The following is a 25344-nucleotide window of genomic DNA, read 5'->3' as shown; positions in this document are numbered from 1 at the left end:
GTCAATTAAATTTATTGGTTCGACTTACTTAAGTGAAGAACATAATGAGATCAGCAATGCGGACAGCGATGAAAGATATTTTTCATCCAAATTCATAATGCCATCTTCACTGTATTTCACGTTATTATCTAGAATTTCATGAATACTCTCGACGGCGCATACGGCATCCTTCCAAACTACGCGCCGACCGAAAGGCGAAGCGCCGAGATATTGCGCGCTTTGGCGAAAACCAACGATAAAATCGCGCAATATATCGAGCACAATCAATACTTCCTCCCTGCTGACACACCGCTTCATTTGCACTTTATCCAGGAAAACGCTGAGCGTGCTTTGTAAGGAAAACAGGTTCTTGAACAACCCGCCGGCGATATCCTTCGGTGTTTTCACGCTGGTTGATATGACAAAAGGGAGCTCTCCATGCTGCGAGATATATTGATAAAGCCCATTTATCGCCGTCGTCGGCTTAATATCCAAACCGCGAAGAATGACGTCAACCTCATCTTTTAGCGATTTTTCCACTTTGACACCGATCTGGATTTGTTCCGTCATACAATTCATCCTCAACATAGAGATCCGGATTAAACACCAATATTATTCAAGCAAATAATATTCGCCACCAATTACCATGTTAAGATTTTTCTTATATGTGGCAACCTGTTTTTTATTATTAAAAATAACAAAAGAATTATTTATATATAATGTTAAGCGTAGCCGATGTGTTAATTCCCCCGCTGCTCATTGCGGTGGGTCTGTAAGGATAATAATAGGCCGCCATGCCTATGGAAAATTGCGCATCCAAGGTATTGCCGGTTCCCACGTGAAATAATGAAGTCGCCGCGCCTGGCGTCACGCTGGAAAGCGACAGAGTGACGGGATTATTCGGCGAAGCCGTCTTGACCAGCCGGATGCCAATGCCTTTTGCCGCCTCAGCGCTTTTATCAATCAAAACCGTATTATCCGAAGATAACAGATTATTGCTGGATAAAAACATATTGATATCCCGATCGGCCGTGCCGCCACTTTGCCGATTCTGGCAGCTGAAATTCAGCGTAAAGGGCGTCAGGCCATTTTGCGCCCCCTGAGTAATCTGCGATATCCCCAGCGTCGGCAACTTCACCGCCAGGCCGGCATTGTCGAAAGTGCAGGTCGTCATCTTGGGCGCATACTTGATGGTCATCGGCTGCCCGTACATGTCGCGCTGATCGTAAGGCCAATTGAAACCGTTGAGCAGCCAGGTCAAGATCTTCACCAACTGCTTGGCGGGCCACAAAATGATCTCCAGCAAGGACATCCCGCTCAGATCGGTCACGAACATCACGTCCTTAAGGCTAACCGTGTCGCCGGGTATCGATGTGCCCGTCTTGCTGACCAGACTGAAACGAATATTCATCGGCTGATTCAATTCCGAAGCGGAGTGCGATCCCCAACCGCTAAGTTTTTTGTTGGCGATGTCGTTGGTTATTTCCGCGCGTATCCAATATTTACCGTTGTTGAATCCCAGAATGGTCGCCTTTGTGCTGTCGGTTGACAGGATGCGCGTATAGCCGAATTCGCTGTTCGAGGTTGAACAACTGAATGAACCGCTGTATTGCGTATAAAAACTGCCTTCCCAGACCGGCGTTTTATCGCTGAGCTTATCCGACAAATCGACGTAGATAGGCGGCGCATATTGGATGCCGTTGCCGTAGCATGAAGCGTAACTGTAACCGCTGAACAACAGGGACAGGGTCAGTGCGAGTATCCTGAGCATGGTGTAATTATCCTTTTATCGACATGTGTTGGCTGCGCTGTCCATCGAGATTTTCGGGCGTTCAATCTTGCAGACACCGTCATTCAGCCTGACCTCCAGCGACGTTGGCTGCTGCTCCACCCGCAGATACAGGACGCTGGCCTGCCCGACGAAGCCAATGGCATGCCCGCTTTGATCCGCCACCTCCGCACCAAATGGCAGGGGCTTATTGCCGCGCTTAAAGGCGCGCAGCGTATAAGGCCGACGCCGATCGGTTTCGAATCTCAAATAGTTGACGGCGCCGGCATAGGGCACGCTGTTGGCGATATTGCCGACGATCTCGGCGCCGGAACTGTTGCCGGTATCCGACAATGTCACGGAGTTTTGCCGGTAAGGTGTGGCGTAAGGCACCAAAGCCAGCCCTTCGTCGTTAGTGACGATGCTCTCGTCGCCGTTCACCATCAGCCCTTTGGCCTTGGGCGCGTCCACCACCATCATGGTGTTGCCCATTTCGTTGGACGCCAGCAAATGCCAAGGGATCGCCACCAGGCTGCCGCGGGCGCTCATGCCCAACTGTCGATAGTCTGATGATTCACTGTAGGAGCCGCCGACGGTCGTCGCGTTGGCGCGATAGGCGGCATTCACGCTCGCCATGCTGTTGCCGCCGCTTTGATTGCTGCCGGCAAGCGCATAACTCAGACGGTTTGATTCCAGCGCATTGCCGCTCAGGCTCAGCGAGCTTTGCTGATAGTGCGAATCGGTGGCGGATAAGCTGGTGCTGAGATAGGCATTGTTGTCGAACATCGACAACGGCACGCTCAAAGAGAGATAAAACCGCGTCTCTTCTTTGCGATCGGAATTTCTCACGCGACTCGCGGAAATGTTGTAACTGACGCGCGCGAAGGCGTTTGAATACCCGAGCTGGTATTCCCGGCTTTTATTCGTATCCGACCAATAGTCGCGCTGGGTGCCGGAGAAATAGAGCGTGCCCCACCCGTCTGCGAGCCTCTGATTCAGGTTCAAATTGAAGGTATTGCGCGGACGAGCGGCGCGAACGGCGTCCCAGGTATTCAAATCCAGCGGGGCAAGCTCATCGTCATCCCGATCGTTCCAATAATCGTGAAAGCGCTTGTCACGCTCGCGGTAGCCTTGATGGGTGTAGATGGCATCGTTGAAACTGTAATAACCTTTGGTCGAATAACGGTAAGCCGCCAGCGTGAAGTTGGTTGCGGTAGCGTCCAAAAACTTGCTGTAGGCGATCCGAAAACTTTGCCCATTCTCGTTGCGATCCTGCAAATGCGTCGAGGCCTGAGTCACATCGACGGATACCGCGCCGAACGGCAGATTCCAGCCACTGCCCAGCAGCCAGGCGCGATAGTCCTCGCTGAGGATCGTACCGGCATAACCGGTGACCAGATTATTGAAGCCGTACTGCAGCGTGCCCTGCACGAAAGCGGGCGCATAGTCGGTATCCGCCTGATTGACCTTACCGGCCACCAGGCCATATTTGCTGACGCCCTGCTTCAACATGTTGGGAACGGCGGAAAACGGCACGGTAAAGGATTGTTCCCGCCCGTCGGCTTCCCTGACCACGACCAACAGATCCCCCGCAGAACCGGTCGGCAATATATTGTCCAGCGTAAAGGCGCCCGGCGGCACGTTCTCCTGATAGATGAGGTTGCCGTTTTGCAATACTTTCACCAGGGCATTGCTCTGCGCCACGCCCCGTACTATCGGCGAAAAGCCCTGCTGCGAATTGGGCCGCATGTTGATATCCGAGGCTAAAGCGCCGCCCCGCACCCGAATCGAGTCGAACAAATCACCCGGCGAATAGAAATCGCCCATCGTCAGGTTCGATTTGATGGCGGCGAAGCCACGCTGCACATAGCGAGTATTATTTTGCCAATCGCTGCCTTGCCGCGAACTGCTGCGGAAATTGCTGCTGTCTCTGAATTGCCAACCCGCCAGATTGATCCCCGATTCCAAACCGGTATAGAAATCGTCGTTTGACGCCTTGTCGCCCTGCAACGACTGCACGTGGTAATAGGTGGCGTTATAGGCCAGCAGCAACGCAGGCACGCCGCGATCCCAAAATTTGGCGTCAACATAGCCGGCCTCTGCGCGAATCACTCGCGACTGGGGCACCGTCAGCTTAAGGCTCAACGTCCCCACATCGAAGTCCGCCCTTCCTCCTTGCACTAACGTTTGGACGGGGATCGGCCCCTTGTCCACCCCGATGGACAAACGACTCATATCGATGCCCAACAGGGCGGCGTCACGATGGGCGATGCGAATATCGCCTTTATGTTCGCCGAACTGCAACGAGAACCGCCCTTTCCAACTCTGGTTGACATACACGTCGACCGTTTGCGTGCCTGCCGGCATGTCATTATTGAGGTAAAAACGCGACAGATCGGATTCGCTGGACGCACCGGCCAATAGAGAAGTGTCGAATTTCATCGCCGATGCTTTATTTAACGGTATGAATACAGATGCGGTCAGTATCGAAAGCAATTTTAGTTTAAGCTTCATGGCCGTTCTTCACGTTAGCGGGCTGTAATGGCTTTAGATTTATAAGCCCCCAGGTCGTCGATATAGAGCAGGGTGTAGGGAATATTCCGGCTCACGCCAACTTTGGTCGGGGCAAAGAGGCTGGAATATGGCCCGACCATCACTGAATCGACCAACAGATTCTTTTTGCCTTTCTGATCAACATTGGCCAACGTAAAATAGTAAGGGCCTTTGTTGATAACCTTAAATCCCTTCCCCGCCGCCTGGAGTTCAATGAAGTCGGTGATGTTATTGACACTGCCGGTTAACCCTGCCGGGCGATAAAATAGCTTGATGCGTGATTTGATGGCTAATTGCAGCGTATTGACGCCCTGCAAATTCTCCGGCGTAGGCGGGATATCCAGCACATTCAAATAAAATACCGACTCACGATCGCCGGGAAGCGCCGCGTTCATTTTTTGTATGCGTAATTGCTGGCCATTATTTCCGGCAACTTTCACAACCGGCGGGGATAACAAGAACGGCACGGTTGCCGTTTCAGGCGTCGAATTTATATCACCGTCATCAATCCATGCCTGCACCAGTGCCGGATCGTCACCATTGTTGACTAACTGAACGATAACATCCTTGTTTTTTTCCGGATAAATAACGCGCGTTCCATTAATTACAATATTGGCATCGGCGCAAAAGCTGCTGAGAAACAATCCAGCAAAGATTAAGCACTGTTTCATAGTCACCCCAGAAGCCAGGCCTTTGCCTTGGGCGCAGGCCTGGCTTAATTGCAATTACAGGTAAGAAATGGTGTAAGTCACGTTGGAACTCAATTCCCCCACTTTTGCCGCCAATGCATTGGTCTTGTAGTAATAGGCGTCCAGCGTCAGCGTTTCGGCATCCGGCGCCGTTTTATCGCCTTTGATCTTGGTGACATAAGGCACGTTCAACGGAATCGGCGTGGATGAACCCGGCTCAGCCAGAGAAAAACCGACGTTTTTCGCTACGGCGGCGTCGCTTTCATTCACGGAGCTGTTCAGCAGATATTTCCCGTCGGTAGAGATATTATTCGCCGAAGAGAAGTAGATCTTCAGCGGCGTACCGGCCGTTCCCGCCGCCGGCGTGCAGCCGGAGAACGTCAGCGAGAAAGATTTCTTGTTTTTGGTGATGGGGCCGACCACGGTGCCCGCATCAGTCACGGAAATCGGGCTGAGCGCAACGGTAAAATCGGCGCTTTTCCCGCCATTGATGGTACAAGTGGTATCCGTAACGGCACCGCTAAACGAAATAACGCCACCGGCGGAATTATCTGCCGCCGTTGCGCCCACAGATGTTAACGCGGCAGCCAATACCGCCAAAGAGATGCCTTGCTTAATCATAATAAACCCCATTACTTTCTTCGCTGAGAGAGCATATATAAAATGACCTACACCATTAAACCGTTTAGAGGCTAACGAAGCTTAGGCAATAGCAGAGTATTGACAGCATCCTGCCATCTAAAAGTTTATATGCGACGGTATATATTTATATATATCCAAGTGTATTCTAAAAGATATCCGACAATGGGAAAAATCTCATTCACCGCCAGATGCAGGACATATTAATTCCAAAGACAAAAAAAATTGCAACATCGAATCAAATAATTTTCATGACAATAAAAAAAATGAATCGAGCAATGACCGGAAGGATGTGTGCCTTAAAAGAGTGAGTACGGCAGGCTGCTTACTGCGCGGGTCAAATGAGGGCCGCCATTTCCTCATAAAAGCGCTTGTGGCATAAAAAACAAAAAGCCATTGATATAAAAAGAAAAAACACACAAAGAAAAATCTTAGATTCCTTAACCCTCCTCATCCCTCCACGTAAGGTTTACTTTTCCCCTACCTTAAAAATTATCCGACCTACCGCTATAGGAGTAGCCCGGAAATGCGATACTCTCTGCACATGAATATTCAGACACACAAGAAACAGCGTGCGAATTTTTCTTTACTCAGTCGATAAGGATGAATTTTTCAGAGAAAAATATATCTTTCCCTATCAATATAAAACCCACCTTTAAAGTATATTAAAAATATACTGAAAGATAATTCATTTAAATAAATCGCTACAGGGGTCAAACAAGATTGGGGAAAAGGGATGCATCGCGAGTAACGGCGGGAATAAAAAACCCGAGCGCCACAGGCTCGGGTTGATAGCAACACAGACATTCGACGATCAGAGCGGCTTTTCAGTCCGTACGATGCCGTGATTCTTCATCACCTCTTCCATCGTAAGGCTATCGTCATACGGCGTCTCGTCGACCACAACGTCTTTCGGACGCTCATAGGGTTTGGTCGCACGTTTGAACATCCACCACCATACGAACACCAGGAAAGCGCCGGACTTGAGAAAAATCATGGTCCATAGGGCGACTTGATACCAGTTCATCTCTGTCTCCTAAGAGTATTAAGCAAAATCGATAAGGCGGCGTTAATTATCGTGCCGGTCACGCCTGACAGCAGCAGGCATCCGAGCAGCCTGCCTTGATGACCGCATAATCTCACCGATGCGTAGCCCTTATCAATAGCCGTTCGCGTTTCCTGCGGGCGACCGTCAAGTTCTCAGCACGCAAAAGCAAAAAACCCCGCGCTCTAAGAGCGCGGGGTCAGAATGTATGGCGGAGGAGCAGAGATTCGAACTCTGGAACGGTTTCCCGTCGACGGTTTTCAAGACCGTTGCCTTCAGCCACTCGGCCACCCCTCCGCAACGACGCGCACTATAAACAGAGCTTATTCGCTTGTAAAGCCCAGGCGCGTTCAACCGCGCGAAAAATCGACGGAATGATGCAAGCCGGCGAACAAACGCGTGGCCGCTCCCCCCGCTGTTGCAACAATGATAACTAAGGGTAAAGATTGGTAAACAAACTTTAATCAAGCGCTTGCGCTGCCTATCATCGGGATTATTTTGTGATGGCCTGATAAGAGAGATCATTATGGACCGCATTGTCGTCTCGTCTTCCTCGCGCGACTCCCTGCTCAGCACGCATAAAGTCCTGCGCAACACCTATTTCCTGTTATCCCTGACGCTGGCTTTCTCGGCGCTGACCGCAACCGCCAGTACCCTGCTGGGCCTGCCTGCGCCGGGCTTGCTGCTGATGCTGGTTGGCTTCTACGGCCTGATGTTCCTGACGCATAAACTGGCCAACAGCCCGGCAGGCATTCTGGCGGCGTTCGCGTTGACCGGTTTCATGGGGTATGCCCTCGGCCCGATCCTCAGCTCGTTCCTGAACGCCGGCGCGGGCGATCTGATCATGCTGGCGCTGGGCGGCACCGCCGCGGTGTTCTTGTGCTGCTCGGCCTACGTGCTGACCACCCGTAAAGACATGTCGTTCCTGTCCGGCATGATGATGGCCGGTTTTGTGGTGCTGCTGGTGGCGGTGATCGCCAACCTGTTCCTGCAGATCCCTGCTCTGCACCTGGCGATCAGCGCGCTGTTCATTCTGTTCTCCGCCGGCGCGATCCTGTGGGAAACCAGCAACATCATTCACGGCGGCGAGACCAACTACATTCGCGCCACCGTCAGCCTGTACGTATCGCTGTACAACATGTTCATCAGCCTGTTGAGCATCCTGGGCTTCGCCCGCAGCAACTGATCGCGTGTTACCCCGCCTTCCAGGCCCCGCTCCGGCGGGGCTTTATTTTTTGCGGCTGAAAAAATTTGCTAAACTGGCGGCCGTTCCGAATTATCCGTTATCGAGGCAGTATGTTGGAGTTTGAAGGTCGGGTTATCGACACTGACGCGCAGGGCTATCTGAAAAACAGCGCCGACTGGCATGAAGGCCTGGCGCCGCTGCTGGCCGCGCAGGAAGAGATCGTGCTCACCGAAGCACACTGGGAAGTGGTGCGCTTTGTGCGCGACTTCTATCAGGAATTCAATACCTCACCGGCTATTCGCATGCTGGTCAAAGCCATGGCGCAGAAATACGGCGAAGAAAAAGGCAACAGCCGCTATCTGTACCGCCTGTTCCCGAAAGGGCCGGCCAAACAGGCCACCAAGATCGCCGGATTGCCCAAACCGGTAAAATGCATCTGACCGCTCCGCCCGCAGCGCCGCTGCAGGCGAGCACTTAATAGCGAATGCCGAACCCGTCGTAGTCGGTCACGCCCTGCGGCTCCACCAGCACGCGTTCGACGCGCGCGCTGCGCGGGCCGCCCTGCTTCAGCCATGCGACCAGCGAGTCCACCTGCGCCTGTGTGCCGCAGGCCACCACCTGAACGCTGCCGTCATCAAGGTTGCGCGCATAGCCCGTCACCCCCAGCGCCTCAGCCTGCCGCTGAGTGGAATAGCGAAACCCTACCCCCTGCACCACGCCATACACATACGCAGCAATGCAAACTTGTGTCATAATCGCCCCCTTAATTCAGTTTTCGTTATGGCATTGCCGTGCCTTTGCACCGCCGTGTCACTCTTTCTATCCTAGCTGGCAGCATTATTAATTATGACCGTACGCCTGTTTCTCGCCAAAGGACGTGAAAAGTCCTTACTCCGTCGTCACCCTTGGGTATTCTCCGGCGCCGTTCAACGCGTCGAGGGCAAAGCGCTCTCCGGTGAAACCATCGATATTCTCGACAGCCAGGGCAAATGGCTGGCTCGCGGCGCCTATTCGCCCGAGTCGCAGATCCGCGCACGCGTCTGGACTTTCCAGCAGGATGAAGAGATTAACATCGATTTCTTCATTCGCCGCCTGCAGCAAGCGCAAAGCTGGCGTGATTGGGTCGCGCAGCGCGACGGCCTGGACGGATACCGCCTGATCGCCGGCGAGTCCGACGGCCTACCGGGCATCACTATCGATCGCTTCCAGAATTTCCTGGTGCTGCAGCTGCTGTCCGCCGGCGCCGAATATCAGCGCCCGGCTCTGCTTTCCGCTCTGCAGCATTGTTACCCGGAATGTTCAATTTACGACCGTTCCGACGTGGCGGTGCGTAAAAAAGAAGGCCTGCCGCTGGCGCAAGGCCCGGTGCTGGGCGATCTGCCGCCGGAGCTGCTGCCGATCACCGAACACGGCATGAAACTGCTGGTGGACATTCAGCAAGGGCACAAGACCGGTTTCTATCTCGATCAGCGCGACAGCCGCCTGGCGGCGCGTAACTACTCCGCCGGCCGCCGGGTGCTGAACTGCTTCTCTTACACCGGCGCCTTCGCCGTTTCCGCTCTGATGGGCGGCTGCGCGCAGGTGATCAGTGTAGATACCTCGCAGGCGGCGCTGGATATCGCCAGACAGAACGTCGAGCTCAACAAGTTGGATCTGAACAAGGCAGAGTTCGTTCGCGATGACGTGTTCCAACTGCTGCGCAACTACCGCGCCCAGGGCGAGAAATTCGATCTGATCATCATGGATCCGCCGAAGTTCGTCGAGAACAAAAACCAGCTGGCCAGCGCCTGCCGTGGCTACAAAGACATTAATATGCTGGCGCTGCAGCTGCTGAACCCGGGCGGCATTCTGCTCAGCTTCTCTTGCTCCGGGCTGATGCCGACCGATCTGTTCCAGAAAATTTTGGCCGACGCCGCTGTAGATGCCGGACGTGATGTACAATTTATAGAACAGTTCCGCCAGGCTGCCGATCACCCGGTGATCGCCACGTACCCTGAGGGGCTGTATCTGAAAGGCTTCGCTTGTCGGGTGATGTAACTTGAAATGCGCTGCCTTGCCCCCATATATGAGCAAGGCATTGTTTCTCAGGAGGTCATCATGATTGCCAGCAAATTCGGTATCGGACAACAGGTTAGGCATAAACTGCTGGGGTATTTGGGCGTCGTTATCGATATCGACCCTGAATACTCTTTGGAACAACCCAAAGCTGACGAGATAGCGGCGAACGATGAACTGCGTTCCGCTCCTTGGTACCACGTGGTGATGGAAGACGAGGAAGGCCAACCGGTGCATACCTATCTGGCGGAAGCGCAGCTGGATGGCGAGCCCCAGGAAGCGCATCCCGAGCAACCATCGCTGGATGAACTGGCGGAATCCATCCGTCACCAGTTACAGGCGCCACGCTTGCGCAATTGACCGCGCCAAGACCTGAGAAACCCTGAAAGAGCCCGGCATCGCGCCGGGCTCTTTTTATTTAGCGCTCCAGCCCCAAACGCGGGATTTCGATTTTCGGGCAGCGATCCATCACCACCTGCAGCCCGGCCTGTTGCGCCAGCACTGCCGCCTGGTCATTAATCACGCCGATCTGCAACCACAGCGCCTTGGCACCGATCGCTATCGCCTCTTGCGCCACGCCGTAGGCTGCCTCCGAATTGCGAAAAACGTCGACCATATCGACCGGCTGCGGGATGGCGGCCAGCGTGGCATAAACCGGCTGCCCCAACAGCGTCTGCCCCGCCAGTTTTGGGCTCACCGGGATCACCTGATATCCCTGCGACAACAGATAAGCCATCACCCCATAGCTGGGCCGCGACGGGTTATCGCTGGCGCCCACCAGCGCGATGGTTTTCACCTGCTGCAATAACTCAACAATCTCTTGATCTTGCATCTTCAACTCCCGTTTATCACTGCGTCACTCTTCCGTTTCGAGTGTAACCGATCGGCATTCGCGCAGCTAAACGCTACGCGCAGGAAACTTCAGCGTAATCTTATGGTCTGAGGCTGTCGCGGTTCAGCCACGCACAGACGTGTCTAATTACAAATAAATATGTAAAAATGTAAATAAAATACCCAATTGAAAAATTTTGACACAACCTATGCCATGTTCAACACTTAGAGCTACGTCACTTTATAAGGAGATAATGATGAAATTTGGTCTGGTGGTTGCGGCGTTGCTCAGCATCAGCATGCCTGCCGCGGCTACGACCCTGAAACTCTCCCCGGACATCGATCTGCTGGTGGTCGACGGCAAGAAAATGACAGGTTCGTTGTTAAAAGGCGCCGACAGCCTTGAACTGGATGGCGGACAGCACCAGCTGCTGTTTAAAGTGACCAAAACCGTACGTTCCGGCCAGCATACGCAGGCCTATGCGTCCCTGCCGCTGGTTGCCACCTTCAATACGCAAAAGATCAGTCAGGTGGCGATCGAACTGCCGCGCATCGAGAACGATCGTGACGCGCAACGCTTCGATAAAACGCTGAACTATCGGGTAGTGGATAAAGAGGGTAATGCCCTGCCGTTCCAGCATGATGTGCTGCATCCCGACAGCGTCACCTTCAATGCCGATTTGGAAAAGGTGATGACGGATTACAACCGCCAAAACAGCCCGGCTTCCGTCCCGCTTTTCGTCCAGCCGAACGCAGGCAACACAACAGCCTCCCTGCCGGCCGGCGCACCGGTGAATGCCCCGACGGTGACGCTGAAAGGTGAAAACGTGTCGGAACAGATGCTGCAATACTGGTTCCAACAGGCGGACAAGGAAACCCAGAAGCGCTTCCTGCACTGGGCCAACAAACAACCGGTTCGCTGATCCCTCCCGGCGCCTTAGCCGCGAAGGCGCCTTTTCTTCGCATTTTCAACTGCAAACGCTAGGCAGTGAAAAACAGTTTCAGTAATCTGTCGCACATCACCGATTAGCGAAGGACACTGAGATGGAATTGACCACCCGCACTATCGCCGAGCGCAAACACATTGCGCTGGTGGCGCACGATCACCGCAAACAGGCCCTGCTGGAGTGGGTTGAAAGCCACAAGACCATTCTGGCGCAGCACCAGTTGTACGCCACCGGCACCACCGGCAACCTGATCCAGCGTGCCAGCGGCATTCCCGTCACCAGCATGCTGAGCGGCCCAATGGGCGGCGATCAGCAAGTCGGCGCACTGATTGCGGAAGGCAAGATAGACATGCTGATCTTCTTCTGGGATCCGCTGAACGCGGTTCCGCACGATCCGGACGTGAAGGCCCTGCTGCGGCTGGCGACCGTCTGGAATATTCCGGTAGCGACCAACCGTTCGACCGCTGATTTTCTGATTGACTCTCCGCTGTTCAAAAGCGAGGTGGAGATCGCCATCCCCGACTATCAGCGTTACCTGCAAGACCGCCTGAAATAGTCCTTTCGGCCTGGCTACCGCCAGGCCAGCTGCTTATGGTTTTTTCTGCACCGGAACGCCAAGCTCACGCAGGTGGTCGACGAACACCGAAGGACGTTCACGATCCTGCAACAGCCATACCTGATGTTTGGCGCGAGTCAACGCGACATACAGCAGACGGCGCTCTTCAGCATCCGGAAAGTCCTCCGGCTGCGGCAGTAACACCTCTTCCAACACCGACTCGCGCGCCACGGCGGGGAAGCCGTCGCGCCCCTCATGCAAACCGGCGATGATGACGTATTCCGCCTGCTGCCCCTTGCTGGCGTGGATGGTCATAAACTCCAGATCCAGCTTTGGCCAGCGGGTGGCCGCTTTCGCCAGCGCTTCCGGTTTCAGATGGTGGTAACGCGCCAGCACCAGGATGCGCTCATCCGGCTTGGCGTAGCCGCTCAGCTTGTCCAGTAACGGCTCCAACTGCTCGTGCGGCAGGATCGTCACCGACTTTTTATTGCCCTTGCTCAGGCTATTGAGCGGTTTTTTCAGCTGGTGCGGGTTTTGCTGCACGAACCGGTTGGCCACCTCGCCGATGCGTTCATTGAAACGATAGGTGGTATCCAGCGCGCACTGCGCGCCTTCGCCGAAGTTCGTGGCGAAGGCCGTGGTTAACGTCAGTTCTGCGCCGCTGAAGCGATAAATCGCCTGCCAGTCATCCCCTACAGCAAACAGGCAGGTCTGCTTGTTCTGTCGGCGCAATGCCGCCAGCAACAGTGCACGCTGCGGTGAGATATCCTGAAACTCGTCGACCAGAATATGTTTCCACGGGCTGACGAAGCGCCCCTTGTCGAGAATGTTGACCGCCTGATGGATAAGGCCGGAGAAGTCCACCGCCCCTTCCTCTTTCAAGGCGCTTTTCCAGGCTTTCAGCAGCGGCGCCATCAGCCTGATACGTTTTGAAAACAGATCGCGGATTTCTTCATCCGCCTGCTCGATCATTTCCGCCTGGCTGCCACCGTGCATGCGCATCAGCCCCAACCAGCGTTCCAACCGGCTTGCCAGGCGATCCGCCAGGCGCTTATCCTGCCAGAAGTCGCCTTCCGGCACTTCCCATTCCAGCTCTTCGGTCAACCATTGGCGCCACCCCTTGGCCTGCGCTTTCTTCTCCGCGCACTGTTGGCGCCAATGGGTGATCAGCAGCTCTTTGCGCGCTTTGGCATCGGTTTCCAACCGGCTGATGGCCGGCGCTTTGCGGCTGCCTTGTTGAATGATTTGCAGCGCCAAGGCATGGAAGGTCTTGGCCTGAATACCGACATCCCCCAAACGTTCTTTGATGCGGTCGTTCATCTCGCCGGCGGCCTGACGGCCGAACGCCAACAGCAAGATTTGACCCGGCTCAGCCTCCTGACGACGCAGCAGCCAGCCGGCGCGCGCCACCAGCACCGACGTTTTGCCGCTGCCGGCGCCGGCCAACACCAGCACGGAATCCTCGCCATTGACCACTGCCCGGCTCTGGGCGTCGTTGAGCGGCGAACTCTCGACGGTCTGGAAGAAATCATGGTGTTGATCCAGCATGCGCTCGGTCCACTGCCGGTTGCGTTGCTCTATGCTGCGCTCCCCCTGCTGCAACCATTGTAAACACAGATGGTAATCAGCCCGGCAGTTATCGAATTCCTCCAGGCGCGCCACCGGCATCGGCAGCGCGGAGAAAGCCTCGCGAATTTGCTGCTGCAACTTGCCCAGCTCAGACTTTTTGAACCATTTATCTTGTTGCTCAATGCGCTTAATCTGCGCCACCTGCTGTTGCAACACGCCGGCGCTGACGTCGCTCATTTCGGCGCTCCACTGCTGCCACGCCTGCTGCAGAAAGTGATAAAAACGCTGCGTTTCCTGCCATTCGGTGCCGTGCAGCCGCACCACTTTTTCGTCCGGTAATTCAAATTCCAGCTCGCCCCAGACGATGCCACGCTTGCACCTGACCTGAATCAGTTGATTGAAGGGGATCAGGTATTCATGTTTTTCCCCGCTCACCTCAACGCCGGCGTGCAGCAACCGCACGCGGTTATAAGGGTGCTGAGCCAGGTGTTTCCCCAGCGATGTCGCTTTAAGTTCCATATCGTCGCGCCATGACTATGTTGAGATTAAATAACGGATATCTGCCAGTTTACCTGCGATAAGCAGTGGCACTCTAGCGCTAAAAAAAGGGTAGAATAGATTTTGCGTTTTTATCGTGAATACGCCCGCATCGCGGTTTGGCTATCATTAGAGCAGAATGACGTCTATGCGTACTGTACTGAATATTCTTAATTTTGTGTTGGGCGGTTTCTTCACCACGCTAGGCTGGCTTATTGCTACGGTGTTCAGCGTGCTGCTTGTCATCACACTGCCGCTTACCCGCTCCTGTTGGGAAATCACCAAGCTGTCGCTGGTGCCGTTCGGCAACGAAGCGATACACGTCGATGAACTGTATCCGGAAAAAAGCAATGCGCTGCTCTCCGCCGGCGGCTCACTGCTCAACATTATCTGGCTGGTGCTGTTCGGCTGGTGGCTGTGTCTGTCACACATCGCCGCCGGTATCGTGCAATGCGTTTCAATCATCGGCATTCCGGTCGGCATCGCCAATTTCAAAATAGCCGCCATCGCGCTGTGGCCGGTGGGACGCCGCGTCGTCTCGGTAGAAATGGCTCAGCAAGCCCGTATTGAGAATGCTCGCCGCCACTATCAACAGCGTTAATTTTTTCTCCGTTTGAGGAGTTTTTCGTGCTCTCTTTTGCACCCGCAGTTCGTCGTTATACTTACAACAGCAACCTGCTGTATCACTTGCGCATCCTCATTGCGCTGATCGGCACCACCGCCGTTCCCTGGTGGCTCGGCATTCCCAAGCTGACTATCCCGTTAACGCTGGGCGTGGTGGCAGCCGCCCTGACTGATTTGGACGACCGCCTGGCCGGCAGATTACGCAATCTGCTGATCACGTTGGTATGCTTCTTTATTGCTTCCGCCTCGATTGAGCTGCTGTTTCCCTACCCTTGGTTGTTCGCGCTTGGCTTAACCACCTCGACCTGCGGTTTTATCCTGCTGGGCGCCTTGGGGCAACGTTACGCCACCATCGCCTTCGGTGCGCTGCTGATCGCGGTTTACACCATGCTCGGCACTTCCATGTACGATGCCTGGTATCAGCAACCGCTGCTGCTGGTGATCGGTGCATTGTGGTACAACCTGCTGACGCTGGCGGGCCACCTGTTGTTCCCGATCCGACCGCTGCAAGAAAACCTGGCGCGCTGTTACGATCAACTGGCCAATTATCTGGACGCCAAAGCCAACCTGTTCGATCCCGACGCCGAACGCGACGCCGATCTGCCATGGATGGACGTCGCAATGGCCAACAGCGCGTTGGTCGCGTTACTCAACCAGACCAAAGCCTCGTTATTGACACGCCTGAAAGGCGATCGCGGCCAGCGCGGCACCCGTCGCACCTTGCACTACTATTTTGTCGCGCAGGATATCCACGAACGCGCCAGTTCTTCTCACGTTCAATACCCTGCGCTCAGCCGGCAATTCCGTCACAGCGACATTTTGTTCCGCTTCCAGCGTTTGCTGAGTATGCAGGCGCGCGCCTGCCGCCAGCTGGCGCAATCTATCCTGCTGCGGCAAAAGTACCAGCACAACCCGCGTTTTGAGCCGGCCTTCAGCCGCATTCAGGAGGCGTTGGCGCGCATCGCCGAAACCCAGGGCAATAGCGAACAGACCAAGGCGCTGGCGCATCTGCTGAAAAACCTGCATGCGATAGATGCGCAGTTGGCCAATATCGAGTCCGAGCAAACGCTGGCGAGCGGACAAGCGGAAGAGAACAGCCTGGCCGACGATCGCTTGACCGGTTGGAGCGACATCCGGCTGCGCATCAGCCGCCATTTAACGCCGCAGTCGGCCCTGTTCCGCCATGCGATCCGCATGTCGGCGGTGCTGTGCGTCGGTTACGCCTTTATCCAGTTCACCGGTATGCAGCACGGTTACTGGATCCTGCTGACCAGCCTGTTCGTCTGCCAACCGAACTACAACGCCACCCGCCGGCGCCTGGCACTGCGCATCATCGGCACTCTGGCAGGTATCCTGATCGGCCTGCCAATCCTCTATTTCGTGCCTTCCGTAGAAGGGCAACTGGTGTTGATCGTCATCACCGGCGTCCTGTTCTTCGCTTTCCGCACCGTGCAATATGCCCACGCGACGATGTTCATCACGCTGCTGGTGTTGCTGTGCTTCAACCTGTTGGGTGAAGGATTCGAAGTGGCCGCCCCGCGCGTTTACGATACCTTGCTGGGCTGCGCCATCGCCTGGGCGGCCGTCAGCTTCATCTGGCCAGACTGGAAGTTCCGCCAACTGCCGGCGGTGGTGGATAAAACGCTGAATGCCAACTGCCGCTATCTGGACGCCATTTTGGTGCAATATCATCAAGGTAAGGATAACGGCCTCGCTTACCGCATCGCACGACGAGATGCCCATAACAGCGATGCGGAACTGGCTTCGGTCATCTCCAACATGTCAGCCGATCCCAAGGCCGACAAAGCGCTGCAGGAAGCCGCCTTCCGCTTGCTCTGTCTGAACCACACGCTCCTGAGCTATATCTCCGCATTGGGGGCGCACCGCGAGCGGCTGAACACCCCGGCCACGCTCGATCTGCTCAATGACGCCGTGTGTTACGTGGACGGCGCCCTGCATCAGGAAGAACGGAACAGCCAGCGCATTGCGCAGGCGTTGGAACAGCTGGCGGAGCGCATCAGCAAAGCCGTTCCGGAACCTGAAAGCAAAGAACAATTGGTCTTGCAGCAGGTGGGATTGGTGCTCGAACTGCTGCCGGAGCTCACCGCGCTGCATGCCCAAATCAATAAGGCAGCCTAACTATTCAGGGCCCGTTCGATGGGCCCTGAATAACCGGCTCATGCCCATGGCGGCGCATCGCCATCGTATGATCGAACCAACGCACTAGCTCGCTGCGTAATTCGGCCGGCAACGCCGCCTGATGATAACCGGCTATCGCCCCGCCCAGCGACAGCAGCACTCGTAGCCCCAAATTAGTCTGCTGTTTCAATAAACGGAGATAGCTGCGTTTGGCGCCATGCAGCCGCAGGTCATAAGCGTTGCGAATGCCCGCTCGCCACAGCAGACGTTCCATATTGACGTCAATATTCGGCAATGCCTTCAGTCGGCCGTGATCGCCAGCCTTAAGCCGCTGCTCCCGGCGCGCCTCCCTGACAGCTTGCCAGGCCAGCCCCACCAGCTCGTTGCGTTCCCGCCACAGCGACTCGTCAACCCAGTAATAGCGCAAGGTAATGGGCACACCGCGTTTGGAATAGACCATATTGACCATTCCGCGGGCGCGAAAGGCGGGTTCCATGCTTGCCGTAGCCCGCAAATACAGCTCCCCCTCCGCTATCACCGCAAACATGACGCCCTCAGCCAGCAGACCGTAACCGCCGAACTGCGACCGAGTCGTGATGGCCCCCAATGCCGCAAAGCAATTTTTAGCCTGCGCGATTCTTCTCGTCGACATCCTTTTCATAGCGTTCCTCCTTTTTAGGTTCTGGCCTTTAGGTTCTGGCCGTATTATTTCTCTCATCAATGAAAAAAGTAACGTGAACAACTAATTAGAAAAATACGCACTATCCGTCCGCCTGCCAATCACAAAAATCGTCGGTACAAAAAATGATCGCAATTATGCGAGCCGCTACGAAAATTTGGGTTGATCTTATCCTAAATCAGGGATACTGTATAAACATACAGCAACACGACGGGCGGGAACTTTATGCGTACTCAATCACTCTACCAACCTCATTTCGGCCATGGCTCTTATACAACGCGCAATGTTGCGAAGAACACGGATGTCGGCAAAGAGAATGGCTTGATCAGTGAACTTGTTTACAACGAACGCCAGCCCGCAGTGGCTCAACTGCTGTTGCCCCTGCTGCAGCAACTGGGCAAGCAGTCTCGCTGGCTTCTGTGGCTCACGCCGCAGCAAAAATTAAGCAAACAATGGCTGCAGCAATCCGGCCTGCCGGTGGATAAAGTGGTGCAATTGAGCCAGATCAGCCCGGTGAATACGGTTGAGGCAATGGAAAAAGCGCTGCAAACGGGGAATTACAGCGTGGTTCTCGGCTGGTTGCCCGAGCTAACGGAGGAGGATCGTCTAAAATTAAGACGTGCGGCAGAATTGGGTAACGCATACGGGTTTATCATGCGTCCACAACGTGACATTAGCCCGACTCACGGACAGTGTTCTACCCTAAAAATTCACTCTTCTTTGTATCATTAAGTAAATTTAGGATTTTTCCCATCATTTTCGCACCCCGTAAAGGGAACCTTTGCGGAATAAGGCAAAAAGCTAGTCCAGCCGCGGTTTGGCAAGGGAAAACGCCCTGTTGATCGCCGTTTTTTTGAGCTGAGAATGTTAGCAAATATGTACGATTCTGCGTTTTTTTTTAGAGCCTTATCACATCACACTTGTAACTTTCGCGCCACGTTGTAGACTTTACATCGCCAAGGTTGCTCTATAACGTCAGAAAAACTGGCGAGTAACAAACGAGGGCTTAAACCTTGGCGAAGGAATTTAACCAAGGGCTTAAAACAGCTTTAAAGCTCATTGCCTATTTGGATGATAACGAGGCGCAAAATGAAAAAGACAGCTATCGCATTAGCAGTGGCACTGGCAGGTTTCGCTACCGTAGCGCAAGCCGCTCCAAAAGATAACACCTGGTACACCGGTGCTAAACTGGGCTGGTCCCAGTACCATGACGTTGGCTTCTACGGCAACGGTTACCAGAACGGTATCGGCAACGGCCCAACCCACAAAGATCAGCTGGGTGCAGGCGCGTTCCTGGGCTACCAGGCAAACCAATACCTGGGCTTCGAACTGGGCTATGACTGGCTTGGCCGTATGCCTTACAAAGGCAGCGTGAACAACGGTGCTTTCAAAGCACAGGGCGTTCAACTGGCCGCTAAACTGAGCTACCCAATTGCTGACGATCTGGACATCTACACTCGTCTGGGTGGTATGGTATGGCGCGCAGACTCCAAAGCTAACTACGGCAACGGCACTCGTCTGAGCGACCACGACACCGGCGTTTCTCCGCTGGCTGCTGTTGGTGTTGAATACGCACTGACCAAAAACTGGGCTACCCGCCTGGACTACCAGTTCGTAAGCAACATCGGCGATGCAGGTACCGTTGGCGCGCGTCCAGACAACACCATGCTGAGCCTGGGCGTTTCTTACCGCTTCGGTCAGGATGACGTAGTTGCTCCAGTTGCTCCAGCTCCAGCTCCGGCTCCAGTTGTTGAAACCAAGCGTTTCACTCTGAAGTCTGACGTGCTGTTCAACTTCAACAAGTCTACTCTGAAAGCAGAAGGCCAGCAGGCTCTGGATCAGCTGTACACCCAGCTGAGCTCCATGGATCCTAAAGACGGTTCCGTAGTGGTTCTGGGTTACACCGACGCCGTTGGTTCTGACCAGTACAACCAGAAACTGTCTGAAAAACGCGCACAGAGCGTTGTTGACTACCTGGTCTCCAAAGGCATCCCGTCAGACAAAATCTCTGCACGTGGTATGGGTGAAGCAGAGCCAGTTACTGGCAACACCTGTGGCTACAAATCTGGCCGCGCTACCAAAGCTCAGATCGCTTGCCTGGCACCAGATCGTCGCGTAGAGATCGAAGTTAAAGGTATCAAAGACGTTGTAACTCAGCCTCAAGGCTAAGTTTACTCGCCTAATAAAAAACCCCGCAATGCGGGGTTTTTTTCGTCCTGTTTTTGTCAGAGCATTCAAGGCCAGGCCCAACGAGGCACGCTGCCCCGTTTACTTAGGTTCTTTGCCGAGAATCGCCTTCAGGTCTTCTTTCAACGACGACATCTGATTCGCATACTTCTCTTTGCGCTCAGCATCTTCGATAAGCTGCACGACGGTTTCCGACAGCGTCACGCCGCGACGACGCGCCAGGGCAGCCAAGCGTTGCCAAACCAAAAACTCCAGATCGATAGATTTTTTACGCGTATGCTGGTGTTCTGCGTTAAAATGACGTTTGCGGCGGGCGCGGATCGTTTGTTTCATCCGGTTATCCAGATCCGGATTCATATGAGCGGCAATCCATGCAAGTACCTTTACCGGCTCATTTTCCAGCTTCAGCAGCTCGTTAACCGCTTCCTGAGCAGCGCTGTTTTCAATGTAGCGGGTAATGAGTTCCCCTTCCCGGTGCTTCTTCACCAGGTACTTCCATTTCCAACCGCTCTCCAGATTTTCCAGTTGCTGATATTTCATCTTGAGCTCTTCAGTGACCGCGTAACTTCAAATAAGCATAACAGCTTTACGCCGAATTTCCCCGGCAATTAAGCCGTCTTTTAGACTGTTTTTTGCACAGTCATCGCGCGATGTCAAACTCCCTGATGCCAACTGGCACTCCACATGTATCAAGCTGCCGTTATTCTTGTATAATCGCCCTTTCCCTTTTTAACGATTGCATCTAACACTTTGACCAATAACCGACTTGAATGGCAATCTTTATTGCCGGACGTAACGCCTTATCAGGCGATATTTGATACCGCCGCTCAGTTGGCACCCGTGCCCTTTTCCGCCATTCAGCCTCGGCTGGAAAATGCCCTGACGCTATTTTGTCACCCCCAATCGCCACCGCGATTCATGCTGTTGAAAGCGCAAGAAACGCGAGAATACCTGGAACTGATCGCTAACGCCGTCAAACCACTGCTGCCGCAAAACACGGCATGCCTCGGCAGCCACTATGTCATTCAGGATGGCAAGGTCAGCGTAGAGCCTGCCAGCCATGGCGATGAACCTTTCGCTGCCGGCGGTGCTTGCGTGTTCCAAGAGTGGATTGAACCGGAGCAGCTGTTTGGTTGCGTGCGGATCCACAATGGCGACATCACTCTGCAGCCCGGCCTGGTGCACCAGGCCAACGGCGGTATTCTGATCCTGTCAGCCCGGGCGCTGCTGGCCCAGCCGTTGCTATGGCTGCGGTTGAAGCAAATGATCGGCCAGCGTCAGTTCCATTGGGTTTCGCCTGACGAAACCCGCCCGCTGCCGGTCGCTATTCCGCCGATGCCGCTAGATCTGCGGCTGATTGTAGTCGGCGACCGCCACGGCCTGGCCGATTTCCACGATATCGAGCCAGAACTGAGTGAACAAGCGGTCTATGGCGAATATGAAGACGATCTGCAACTGACTGAAGTTGATGATATGGCGCAGTGGTGCGGCTACGTCAACGGTGTGATCGCCGAGCGGCAGTTACCGATGTTGGCGGCCGATGCCTGGCTGCCGCTGATCGTTCAGGCGGTGCGTTATAGTGGCGATCAGGGCATCCTGCCACTCTCACCGGTTTGGCTTGGGCAGCAGTTGTCCGAAGCTGCACTGTACGCCGAAGAAGACCGCATTACGGCCAAAGCGTTTGAAGCGGCATTGAATGCCCGCGAATGGCGTGAAAGCTATCTCGCCGAGCGTATGCAGGATGAGATCGAACTGGGTCAGATCCTGATCGAGACCGAGGGTGAAGTGGTTGGGCAAATCAACGGCCTGTCAGTCCTGGATTATCCCGGCCACCCACGCAGCTTCGGCGAACCGTCGCGCATCAGTTGCGTTGTGCATCTCGGCGACGGCGAATTTACCGACGTCGAACGCAAGGCCGAGCTGGGCGGCAACCTGCACGCTAAAGGTATGATGATCATGCAAGCGTTCGTGATCGCCGAACTGGACCTGGATCAGCAGCTGCCCTTCTCCGCCTCGATCGTCTTTGAACAATCTTACGGTGAAGTGGACGGCGACAGCGCCTCGCTGGCTGAACTGTGCGCCCTGATCAGCGCCCTGTCACAGCAGCCGATCACACAACAGATCGCCGTCACCGGCTCCGTTGACCAATTCGGCAACGTACAGCCGATAGGGGGCGTTAACGAAAAGGTCGAAGGTTTCTTCGAGGTTTGTTTACGCCGCGGCCTGACGGGCAAACAGGGCGTTATACTGCCCGTGACCAACGTGCGCCACCTGTGCCTGCGTCAGGATGTCGTTGACGCAGTGCGCGAGGGGCAATTCCACCTGTGGGCGGTAGAGAGCGCGGCGGAAGCCTTGCCTTTGCTCACCGGTTGCCTCTACTCTGACGAACAACAGCCGAATTTATTGGCGGCCATTCAGGAACGGATTGCGCAGGTGAGCCTGCAGGAACGCCGTCGTCCATGGCCGCTACGCTGGCTCAACTGGTTCAACCACGGCTGATCGGACTTGTTCAGCGTACACGTGTTAGCTAACCTGCGTCCTTCATTAAAATAAGGCTTACTGAGAACATGGTAGATAAACGCGATTCCTATACGAAAGAAGACCTCGAAGCATCCGGCCGCGGCGAGCTGTTCGGCGCCGGTGGCCCACCGTTGCCGGCGGGTAACATGTTGATGATGGACCGCGTGGTCAAAATGACTGAAGACGGCGGGACTCACAACAAAGGTTATGTGGAAGCGGAGCTGGATATTAATCCGGACCTATGGTTCTTCGGTTGCCACTTTATCGGCGATCCGGTCATGCCGGGCTGCCTGGGCCTGGATGCGATGTGGCAGCTGGTCGGTTTCTACCTCGGTTGGCTCGGTGGCGAAGGCAAAGGCCGCGCGCTGGGCGTCGGTGAAGTCAAGTTCACCGGCCAGGTGCTGCCGACCGCGAAAAAGGTAACCTATCGTATTAACTTCAAACGCGTCATCACCCGCAAGCTGATCATGGGCGTCGCCGATGGCGAAGTGCTGGTTGACGGTGAAGTGATCTATACCGCCACCGATCTGAAAGTGGGTCTGTTCAAAGATACCACCGCGTTCTAATCACGCTGACGAGAAGGCGGCTACCGCCTTCTCTCTAACGTTCTTCGCATGCCGTCATGTTCGACGTGATGGCATTTCTTTCTCTTATCCTTTCCCGGCCTTTCAAAGACTCCCGCCCCTCTTTTTAGCCGCCGTTAGCATCATCTTATTATTCAGTTCTCATCAAAGAGGATTAGGGCCGATAGCGAAGATGCACTGTTGGGCGATATGAAGACGCTGGGTGCTCCTTATTTCATCGCCCGACATCGAAATGTCTTCCCCCACCGCTCTCTGCCCTATGCTTACCCGAAGCGGCCAAAGCAACAGGCAGCCTGAAAGGCGGCCTCCCTCAATACCCGCATCAGTGCGATAGCGGTTTTTTTGCATCCGGTTATTCTCTTGCCCCTCAAGATCCTCTAACATGACTAGCATAGTAACTACAATTATTGTACTTAGTGAGAAAGGTATGCAAAAAACCCGCTTTAGCGACGCGCCTTGCCCCGTAGCGCGTGCATTGGATCGCGTGGGGGAATGGTGGAGCATCCTGATCCTTCGCGATGCTTTTCAGGGACTGTCCCGGTTCGACGAATTCCAACAAAGTCTGGGGATGTCACCCACGCTACTGGCGCGTCGCCTGAAGGATTTGGTGGCCCACGGCATTCTGCATAAGGAACGTTATCAAACGCGGCCGGCGCGCTATCACTACCTGCTTACTGAGCGCGGCAACGATTTTCTCCCGGTGTTGGCGGCGCTCTCACAATGGGGCAACAATCATCTGACCGACGGGGACGTCAGCGCCCTGTTGGTCGACGGACGCACCGATCGGCCGATCCAGGTCCAGTTGGTCAATGTCGATACCCAACAGCCGGTGCCGCCGCAGTTTGTCACATTGGCGCCAGGGCCTGCGGCAAATGACGGCATACGTCAACGCGCCGAATTGATGCGGCAGCGGCGCCTCGCCGATTTATCCGAACTTACCAAGGAGCAGTCATGAGCAATCGTCGTATCGTTATTACCGGCATGGGCGCCGTTTCACCGTTAGGGTGCGGCGTGGAGACTATCTGGCAACGTTTGTTAAAAGGAGAATCCGGCATTCGGGCTTTGCCTGACGAGATCGTCGCAGATTTGCCGGTCAAGGTCGGCGGCCAGGTACAGGAGCTGGCGCAAGATGCTGAAGCGGGATTCAACCCCGACGCTTCCGTCGCCCCCAAGGACCAAAAGAAAATGGATCGCTTTATCCTGTTTGCCATGGCAGCAGCGGATGAAGCCGTTCGTCAGGCCGGCTGGATAGCCGATACGGAGGAGAAACAAGAACGCACCGCCACCGTCATCGCTTCGGGCATCGGCGGCTTCCCAGCGATTGCCCAAGCGGTACGCACCACCGACAGCCGCGGTGCCAAACGCCTGTCGCCATTCACCATCCCCTCTTTCCTGGTCAATCTGGCGGCCGGCCATGTTTCCATCAAGCATTACTTCAAAGGCCCGATTGGCGCACCGGTCACCGCCTGCGCTGCCGGCGTGCAGGCCATTGGCGACGCGGTGCGTCTGATCCGCAATGATGAGGCCGATATCGCGCTGTGCGGCGGTACCGAAGCCGCGATAGATACCGTCAGCCTGGGCGGGTTCGCCGCCGCGCGCGCCATGTCCACCGCTCCGGCCGAATTGGCGCACCAGGCCTCTCGGCCCTTCGACAGCGCCCGGGACGGATTTGTCATGGGGGAAGGCGCCGGCATGCTGGTCATTGAAACGCTGGAACACGCGCTGGCGCGCGGCGCCACCCCGCTCGCGGAAATCGTCGGCTATGGCACCAGCGCCGACGCCTACCATATGACATCCGGCGCTGAAGACGGCAACGGCGCCTATCGGGCGATGAAAATCGCGTTGAAGCAGGCGAACGTCGTTCCCGAGGAGGTACAGCATTTAAATGCGCACGCGACGTCGACACCCGTAGGGGATTTGGGCGAAATCAACGCCATCAAACACCTGTTTGGCACGGCCGGGACTGTCGCCGTGACCTCAACAAAATCAGCGACGGGGCACCTGCTGGGCGCCGCCGGCGGGCTGGAAACCATCTTTACCGCCTTGGCTCTGCGCGATCAGATAGCCCCTGCCACGCTAAATCTGGATAACCCCGACCCGGCGGCGGCAGGTTTGCATCTGGTCGCGAAACAGGCGGAATCGATGAACATGACCTACGCCTTATCAAACGGCTTCGGCTTTGGCGGCGTGAATGCGAGTATTTTGTTGAAACGCTGGCGGGATGAATAAGCGCCTGAAACAAAAACCTCCGCCAGGG

25 protein-coding genes and 1 tRNA gene are annotated in these 25344 nt (G+C 55.1%); 14 read left to right on the top strand and 12 right to left on the bottom strand.

What is annotated here, in order from left to right; all coding sequences use genetic code 11:
- Positions 1 to 24: 24 nt before the first annotated feature.
- The 7 genes from SERRSCBI_RS23765 to SERRSCBI_RS08510 form a co-directional block, all read right to left on the bottom strand.
- A complete protein-coding gene (locus SERRSCBI_RS23765; RefSeq protein WP_049866670.1) occupies positions 25 to 549 on the bottom strand; it encodes a hypothetical protein in 525 nt (174 codons plus the stop codon).
- 136 nt (positions 550 to 685) lie between these two features.
- Positions 686 to 1750: a fimbrial protein gene (locus SERRSCBI_RS08535; protein WP_042784142.1), complete on the bottom strand. Its 1065-nt coding sequence runs from the start codon at positions 1748 to 1750 to the stop codon at positions 686 to 688.
- Between the two features lie 15 nt (positions 1751 to 1765).
- Positions 1766 to 4261 (bottom strand): fimbria/pilus outer membrane usher protein, encoded by a 2496-nt coding sequence (locus SERRSCBI_RS08530; protein WP_042784141.1) that lies wholly within the window; start codon positions 4259 to 4261, stop codon positions 1766 to 1768.
- A gap of 14 nt (positions 4262 to 4275) precedes the next feature.
- On the bottom strand, positions 4276 to 4971 hold the full coding sequence (locus SERRSCBI_RS08525; RefSeq protein ID WP_042785679.1) for a molecular chaperone: 696 nt from the start codon (positions 4969 to 4971) through the stop codon (positions 4276 to 4278).
- 54 nt (positions 4972 to 5025) lie between these two features.
- The gene (locus tag SERRSCBI_RS08520; RefSeq protein ID WP_369795919.1) at positions 5026 to 5622 is read right to left on the bottom strand and encodes a fimbrial protein; all 597 of its coding nucleotides are present in this window, start codon (positions 5620 to 5622) and stop codon (positions 5026 to 5028) included.
- A gap of 820 nt (positions 5623 to 6442) precedes the next feature.
- Complete coding sequence (locus SERRSCBI_RS08515) at positions 6443 to 6655, bottom strand: hypothetical protein (protein ID WP_004928089.1); 213 nt, start codon at positions 6653 to 6655, stop codon at positions 6443 to 6445.
- Between the two features lie 227 nt (positions 6656 to 6882).
- Positions 6883 to 6970, bottom strand: a tRNA-Ser gene (locus SERRSCBI_RS08510).
- 229 nt (positions 6971 to 7199) lie between these two features.
- On the opposite strand from SERRSCBI_RS08510, the gene yccA reads away from it, so the two are divergent.
- Entirely contained in the window at positions 7200 to 7859 is a 660-nt protein-coding gene (gene yccA, locus SERRSCBI_RS08505) for an FtsH protease modulator YccA (RefSeq protein ID WP_042784139.1), read from the top strand.
- Positions 7860 to 7969: 110 nt separating this feature from the next.
- Positions 7970 to 8299: a sulfurtransferase TusE gene (gene tusE, locus SERRSCBI_RS08500; RefSeq protein WP_033642601.1), complete on the top strand. Its 330-nt coding sequence runs from the start codon at positions 7970 to 7972 to the stop codon at positions 8297 to 8299.
- A gap of 34 nt (positions 8300 to 8333) precedes the next feature.
- Here tusE and yccX read toward each other — a convergent pair whose 3' ends face one another.
- Positions 8334 to 8612 carry an acylphosphatase gene (gene yccX, locus SERRSCBI_RS08495; protein WP_042784138.1) on the bottom strand — a complete coding sequence of 93 codons (279 nt, stop codon included), beginning with the start codon at positions 8610 to 8612 and terminating at the stop codon, positions 8334 to 8336.
- Positions 8613 to 8705: 93 nt separating this feature from the next.
- On the opposite strand from yccX, the gene rlmI reads away from it, so the two are divergent.
- Together rlmI and hspQ are read left to right on the top strand one after the other, a co-directional pair.
- Positions 8706 to 9896, top strand: a complete 1191-nt coding sequence (gene rlmI, locus SERRSCBI_RS08490; protein ID WP_042784137.1) for a 23S rRNA (cytosine(1962)-C(5))-methyltransferase RlmI — start codon at positions 8706 to 8708, stop codon at positions 9894 to 9896.
- Between the two features lie 60 nt (positions 9897 to 9956).
- The gene (hspQ, locus tag SERRSCBI_RS08485; RefSeq protein ID WP_004928104.1) at positions 9957 to 10274 is read left to right on the top strand and encodes a heat shock protein HspQ; all 318 of its coding nucleotides are present in this window, start codon (positions 9957 to 9959) and stop codon (positions 10272 to 10274) included.
- A gap of 58 nt (positions 10275 to 10332) precedes the next feature.
- Here the strand turns inward: hspQ and SERRSCBI_RS08480 are convergent, their stop codons facing one another.
- Positions 10333 to 10746 carry a CoA-binding protein gene (locus tag SERRSCBI_RS08480; protein WP_033642598.1) on the bottom strand — a complete coding sequence of 138 codons (414 nt, stop codon included), beginning with the start codon at positions 10744 to 10746 and terminating at the stop codon, positions 10333 to 10335.
- A gap of 256 nt (positions 10747 to 11002) precedes the next feature.
- Here SERRSCBI_RS08480 and SERRSCBI_RS08475 point away from each other — a divergent pair, with 256 nt between their 5' ends.
- Both SERRSCBI_RS08475 and SERRSCBI_RS08470 read left to right on the top strand, forming a co-directional pair.
- Positions 11003 to 11668, top strand: a complete 666-nt coding sequence (locus tag SERRSCBI_RS08475; protein WP_042784136.1) for a DUF2057 family protein — start codon at positions 11003 to 11005, stop codon at positions 11666 to 11668.
- A 121-nt stretch (positions 11669 to 11789) separates the two neighbouring features.
- Positions 11790 to 12248 carry a methylglyoxal synthase gene (locus tag SERRSCBI_RS08470; protein WP_042784134.1) on the top strand — a complete coding sequence of 153 codons (459 nt, stop codon included), beginning with the start codon at positions 11790 to 11792 and terminating at the stop codon, positions 12246 to 12248.
- A 33-nt stretch (positions 12249 to 12281) separates the two neighbouring features.
- Here the strand turns inward: SERRSCBI_RS08470 and helD are convergent, their stop codons facing one another.
- The gene (helD, locus tag SERRSCBI_RS08465) at positions 12282 to 14336 is read right to left on the bottom strand and encodes a DNA helicase IV (protein WP_033642595.1); all 2055 of its coding nucleotides are present in this window, start codon (positions 14334 to 14336) and stop codon (positions 12282 to 12284) included.
- 166 nt (positions 14337 to 14502) lie between these two features.
- Between helD and SERRSCBI_RS08460 the strand changes: the two genes are divergently transcribed.
- Both SERRSCBI_RS08460 and yccS read left to right on the top strand, forming a co-directional pair.
- A complete protein-coding gene (locus SERRSCBI_RS08460) occupies positions 14503 to 14955 on the top strand; it encodes a YccF domain-containing protein (RefSeq protein ID WP_025302313.1) in 453 nt (150 codons plus the stop codon).
- A gap of 26 nt (positions 14956 to 14981) precedes the next feature.
- Complete coding sequence (gene yccS / locus SERRSCBI_RS08455; protein WP_042784133.1) at positions 14982 to 17117, top strand: YccS family putative transporter; 2136 nt, start codon at positions 14982 to 14984, stop codon at positions 17115 to 17117.
- Between the two features lie 4 nt (positions 17118 to 17121).
- Here the strand turns inward: yccS and SERRSCBI_RS08450 are convergent, their stop codons facing one another.
- A complete protein-coding gene (locus SERRSCBI_RS08450) occupies positions 17122 to 17778 on the bottom strand; it encodes a TfoX/Sxy family DNA transformation protein (RefSeq protein WP_033650692.1) in 657 nt (218 codons plus the stop codon).
- A 243-nt stretch (positions 17779 to 18021) separates the two neighbouring features.
- Here SERRSCBI_RS08450 and sulA point away from each other — a divergent pair, with 243 nt between their 5' ends.
- Together sulA and ompA are read left to right on the top strand one after the other, a co-directional pair.
- On the top strand, positions 18022 to 18528 hold the full coding sequence (gene sulA / locus SERRSCBI_RS08445; protein WP_033642592.1) for an SOS-induced cell division inhibitor SulA: 507 nt from the start codon (positions 18022 to 18024) through the stop codon (positions 18526 to 18528).
- Between the two features lie 357 nt (positions 18529 to 18885).
- Complete coding sequence (gene ompA, locus SERRSCBI_RS08440) at positions 18886 to 19965, top strand: porin OmpA (RefSeq protein WP_033650775.1); 1080 nt, start codon at positions 18886 to 18888, stop codon at positions 19963 to 19965.
- Positions 19966 to 20064: 99 nt separating this feature from the next.
- On the opposite strand, the gene matP is transcribed toward ompA, so the two are convergent.
- Positions 20065 to 20523 (bottom strand): macrodomain Ter protein MatP, encoded by a 459-nt coding sequence (gene matP, locus SERRSCBI_RS08435; protein ID WP_033642591.1) that lies wholly within the window; start codon positions 20521 to 20523, stop codon positions 20065 to 20067.
- Between the two features lie 210 nt (positions 20524 to 20733).
- Here matP and SERRSCBI_RS08430 point away from each other — a divergent pair, with 210 nt between their 5' ends.
- The 4 genes from SERRSCBI_RS08430 to fabF all read left to right on the top strand — a co-directional run bounded on the left by SERRSCBI_RS08430 (position 20734) and on the right by fabF (position 25316).
- Positions 20734 to 22482 carry a Lon protease family protein gene (locus SERRSCBI_RS08430; protein ID WP_071883543.1) on the top strand — a complete coding sequence of 583 codons (1749 nt, stop codon included), beginning with the start codon at positions 20734 to 20736 and terminating at the stop codon, positions 22480 to 22482.
- Positions 22483 to 22550: 68 nt separating this feature from the next.
- Entirely contained in the window at positions 22551 to 23069 is a 519-nt protein-coding gene (gene fabA, locus SERRSCBI_RS08425) for a bifunctional 3-hydroxydecanoyl-ACP dehydratase/trans-2-decenoyl-ACP isomerase (RefSeq protein ID WP_004928144.1), read from the top strand.
- Between the two features lie 445 nt (positions 23070 to 23514).
- A complete protein-coding gene (locus SERRSCBI_RS08415) occupies positions 23515 to 24042 on the top strand; it encodes a helix-turn-helix domain-containing protein (protein WP_042784130.1) in 528 nt (175 codons plus the stop codon).
- A complete protein-coding gene (fabF, locus tag SERRSCBI_RS08410) occupies positions 24039 to 25316 on the top strand; it encodes a beta-ketoacyl-ACP synthase II (protein ID WP_042784129.1) in 1278 nt (425 codons plus the stop codon). The genes SERRSCBI_RS08415 and fabF overlap by 4 nt, the downstream gene beginning before the upstream one ends.
- The last annotated feature ends 28 nt before the right edge of the window (positions 25317 to 25344 follow it).

Origin of the sequence: Serratia sp. SCBI, from assembly GCF_000747565.1 — a bacterium.
In the GTDB taxonomy this organism is placed as follows: domain Bacteria; phylum Pseudomonadota; class Gammaproteobacteria; order Enterobacterales; family Enterobacteriaceae; genus Serratia; species Serratia ureilytica.
This window is presented reverse-complemented; position numbering and strand designations above follow the sequence as displayed.

What these genes read in the sequence shown, in the direction of transcription:
- fabF (WP_042784129.1), top strand. Translation starts at nt 24,039, where the DNA reads ATGAGCAATCGTCGTATCGTTATTACCGGCATGGGCGCCGTTTCACCG.
- yccX (WP_042784138.1), bottom strand. Translation starts at nt 8,612, where the DNA reads ATGACACAAGTTTGCATTGCTGCGTATGTGTATGGCGTGGTGCAGGGG.
- SERRSCBI_RS08480 (WP_033642598.1), bottom strand. Translation starts at nt 10,746, where the DNA reads ATGCAAGATCAAGAGATTGTTGAGTTATTGCAGCAGGTGAAAACCATC.
- SERRSCBI_RS08415 (WP_042784130.1), top strand. Translation starts at nt 23,515, where the DNA reads ATGCAAAAAACCCGCTTTAGCGACGCGCCTTGCCCCGTAGCGCGTGCA.
- sulA (WP_033642592.1), top strand. Translation starts at nt 18,022, where the DNA reads ATGCGTACTCAATCACTCTACCAACCTCATTTCGGCCATGGCTCTTAT.
- helD (WP_033642595.1), bottom strand. Translation starts at nt 14,336, where the DNA reads ATGGAACTTAAAGCGACATCGCTGGGGAAACACCTGGCTCAGCACCCT.
- SERRSCBI_RS08520 (WP_369795919.1), bottom strand. Translation starts at nt 5,622, where the DNA reads ATGGGGTTTATTATGATTAAGCAAGGCATCTCTTTGGCGGTATTGGCT.
- tusE (WP_033642601.1), top strand. Translation starts at nt 7,970, where the DNA reads ATGTTGGAGTTTGAAGGTCGGGTTATCGACACTGACGCGCAGGGCTAT.
- SERRSCBI_RS08460 (WP_025302313.1), top strand. Translation starts at nt 14,503, where the DNA reads ATGCGTACTGTACTGAATATTCTTAATTTTGTGTTGGGCGGTTTCTTC.
- ompA (WP_033650775.1), top strand. Translation starts at nt 18,886, where the DNA reads ATGAAAAAGACAGCTATCGCATTAGCAGTGGCACTGGCAGGTTTCGCT.
- SERRSCBI_RS08450 (WP_033650692.1), bottom strand. Translation starts at nt 17,778, where the DNA reads ATGAAAAGGATGTCGACGAGAAGAATCGCGCAGGCTAAAAATTGCTTT.
- SERRSCBI_RS08515 (WP_004928089.1), bottom strand. Translation starts at nt 6,655, where the DNA reads ATGAACTGGTATCAAGTCGCCCTATGGACCATGATTTTTCTCAAGTCC.
- fabA (WP_004928144.1), top strand. Translation starts at nt 22,551, where the DNA reads ATGGTAGATAAACGCGATTCCTATACGAAAGAAGACCTCGAAGCATCC.
- SERRSCBI_RS23765 (WP_049866670.1), bottom strand. Translation starts at nt 549, where the DNA reads ATGACGGAACAAATCCAGATCGGTGTCAAAGTGGAAAAATCGCTAAAA.
- SERRSCBI_RS08530 (WP_042784141.1), bottom strand. Translation starts at nt 4,261, where the DNA reads ATGAAGCTTAAACTAAAATTGCTTTCGATACTGACCGCATCTGTATTC.
- SERRSCBI_RS08525 (WP_042785679.1), bottom strand. Translation starts at nt 4,971, where the DNA reads ATGAAACAGTGCTTAATCTTTGCTGGATTGTTTCTCAGCAGCTTTTGC.
- SERRSCBI_RS08470 (WP_042784134.1), top strand. Translation starts at nt 11,790, where the DNA reads ATGGAATTGACCACCCGCACTATCGCCGAGCGCAAACACATTGCGCTG.
- yccA (WP_042784139.1), top strand. Translation starts at nt 7,200, where the DNA reads ATGGACCGCATTGTCGTCTCGTCTTCCTCGCGCGACTCCCTGCTCAGC.
- SERRSCBI_RS08535 (WP_042784142.1), bottom strand. Translation starts at nt 1,750, where the DNA reads ATGCTCAGGATACTCGCACTGACCCTGTCCCTGTTGTTCAGCGGTTAC.
- rlmI (WP_042784137.1), top strand. Translation starts at nt 8,706, where the DNA reads ATGACCGTACGCCTGTTTCTCGCCAAAGGACGTGAAAAGTCCTTACTC.
- SERRSCBI_RS08475 (WP_042784136.1), top strand. Translation starts at nt 11,003, where the DNA reads ATGAAATTTGGTCTGGTGGTTGCGGCGTTGCTCAGCATCAGCATGCCT.
- hspQ (WP_004928104.1), top strand. Translation starts at nt 9,957, where the DNA reads ATGATTGCCAGCAAATTCGGTATCGGACAACAGGTTAGGCATAAACTG.
- matP (WP_033642591.1), bottom strand. Translation starts at nt 20,523, where the DNA reads ATGAAATATCAGCAACTGGAAAATCTGGAGAGCGGTTGGAAATGGAAG.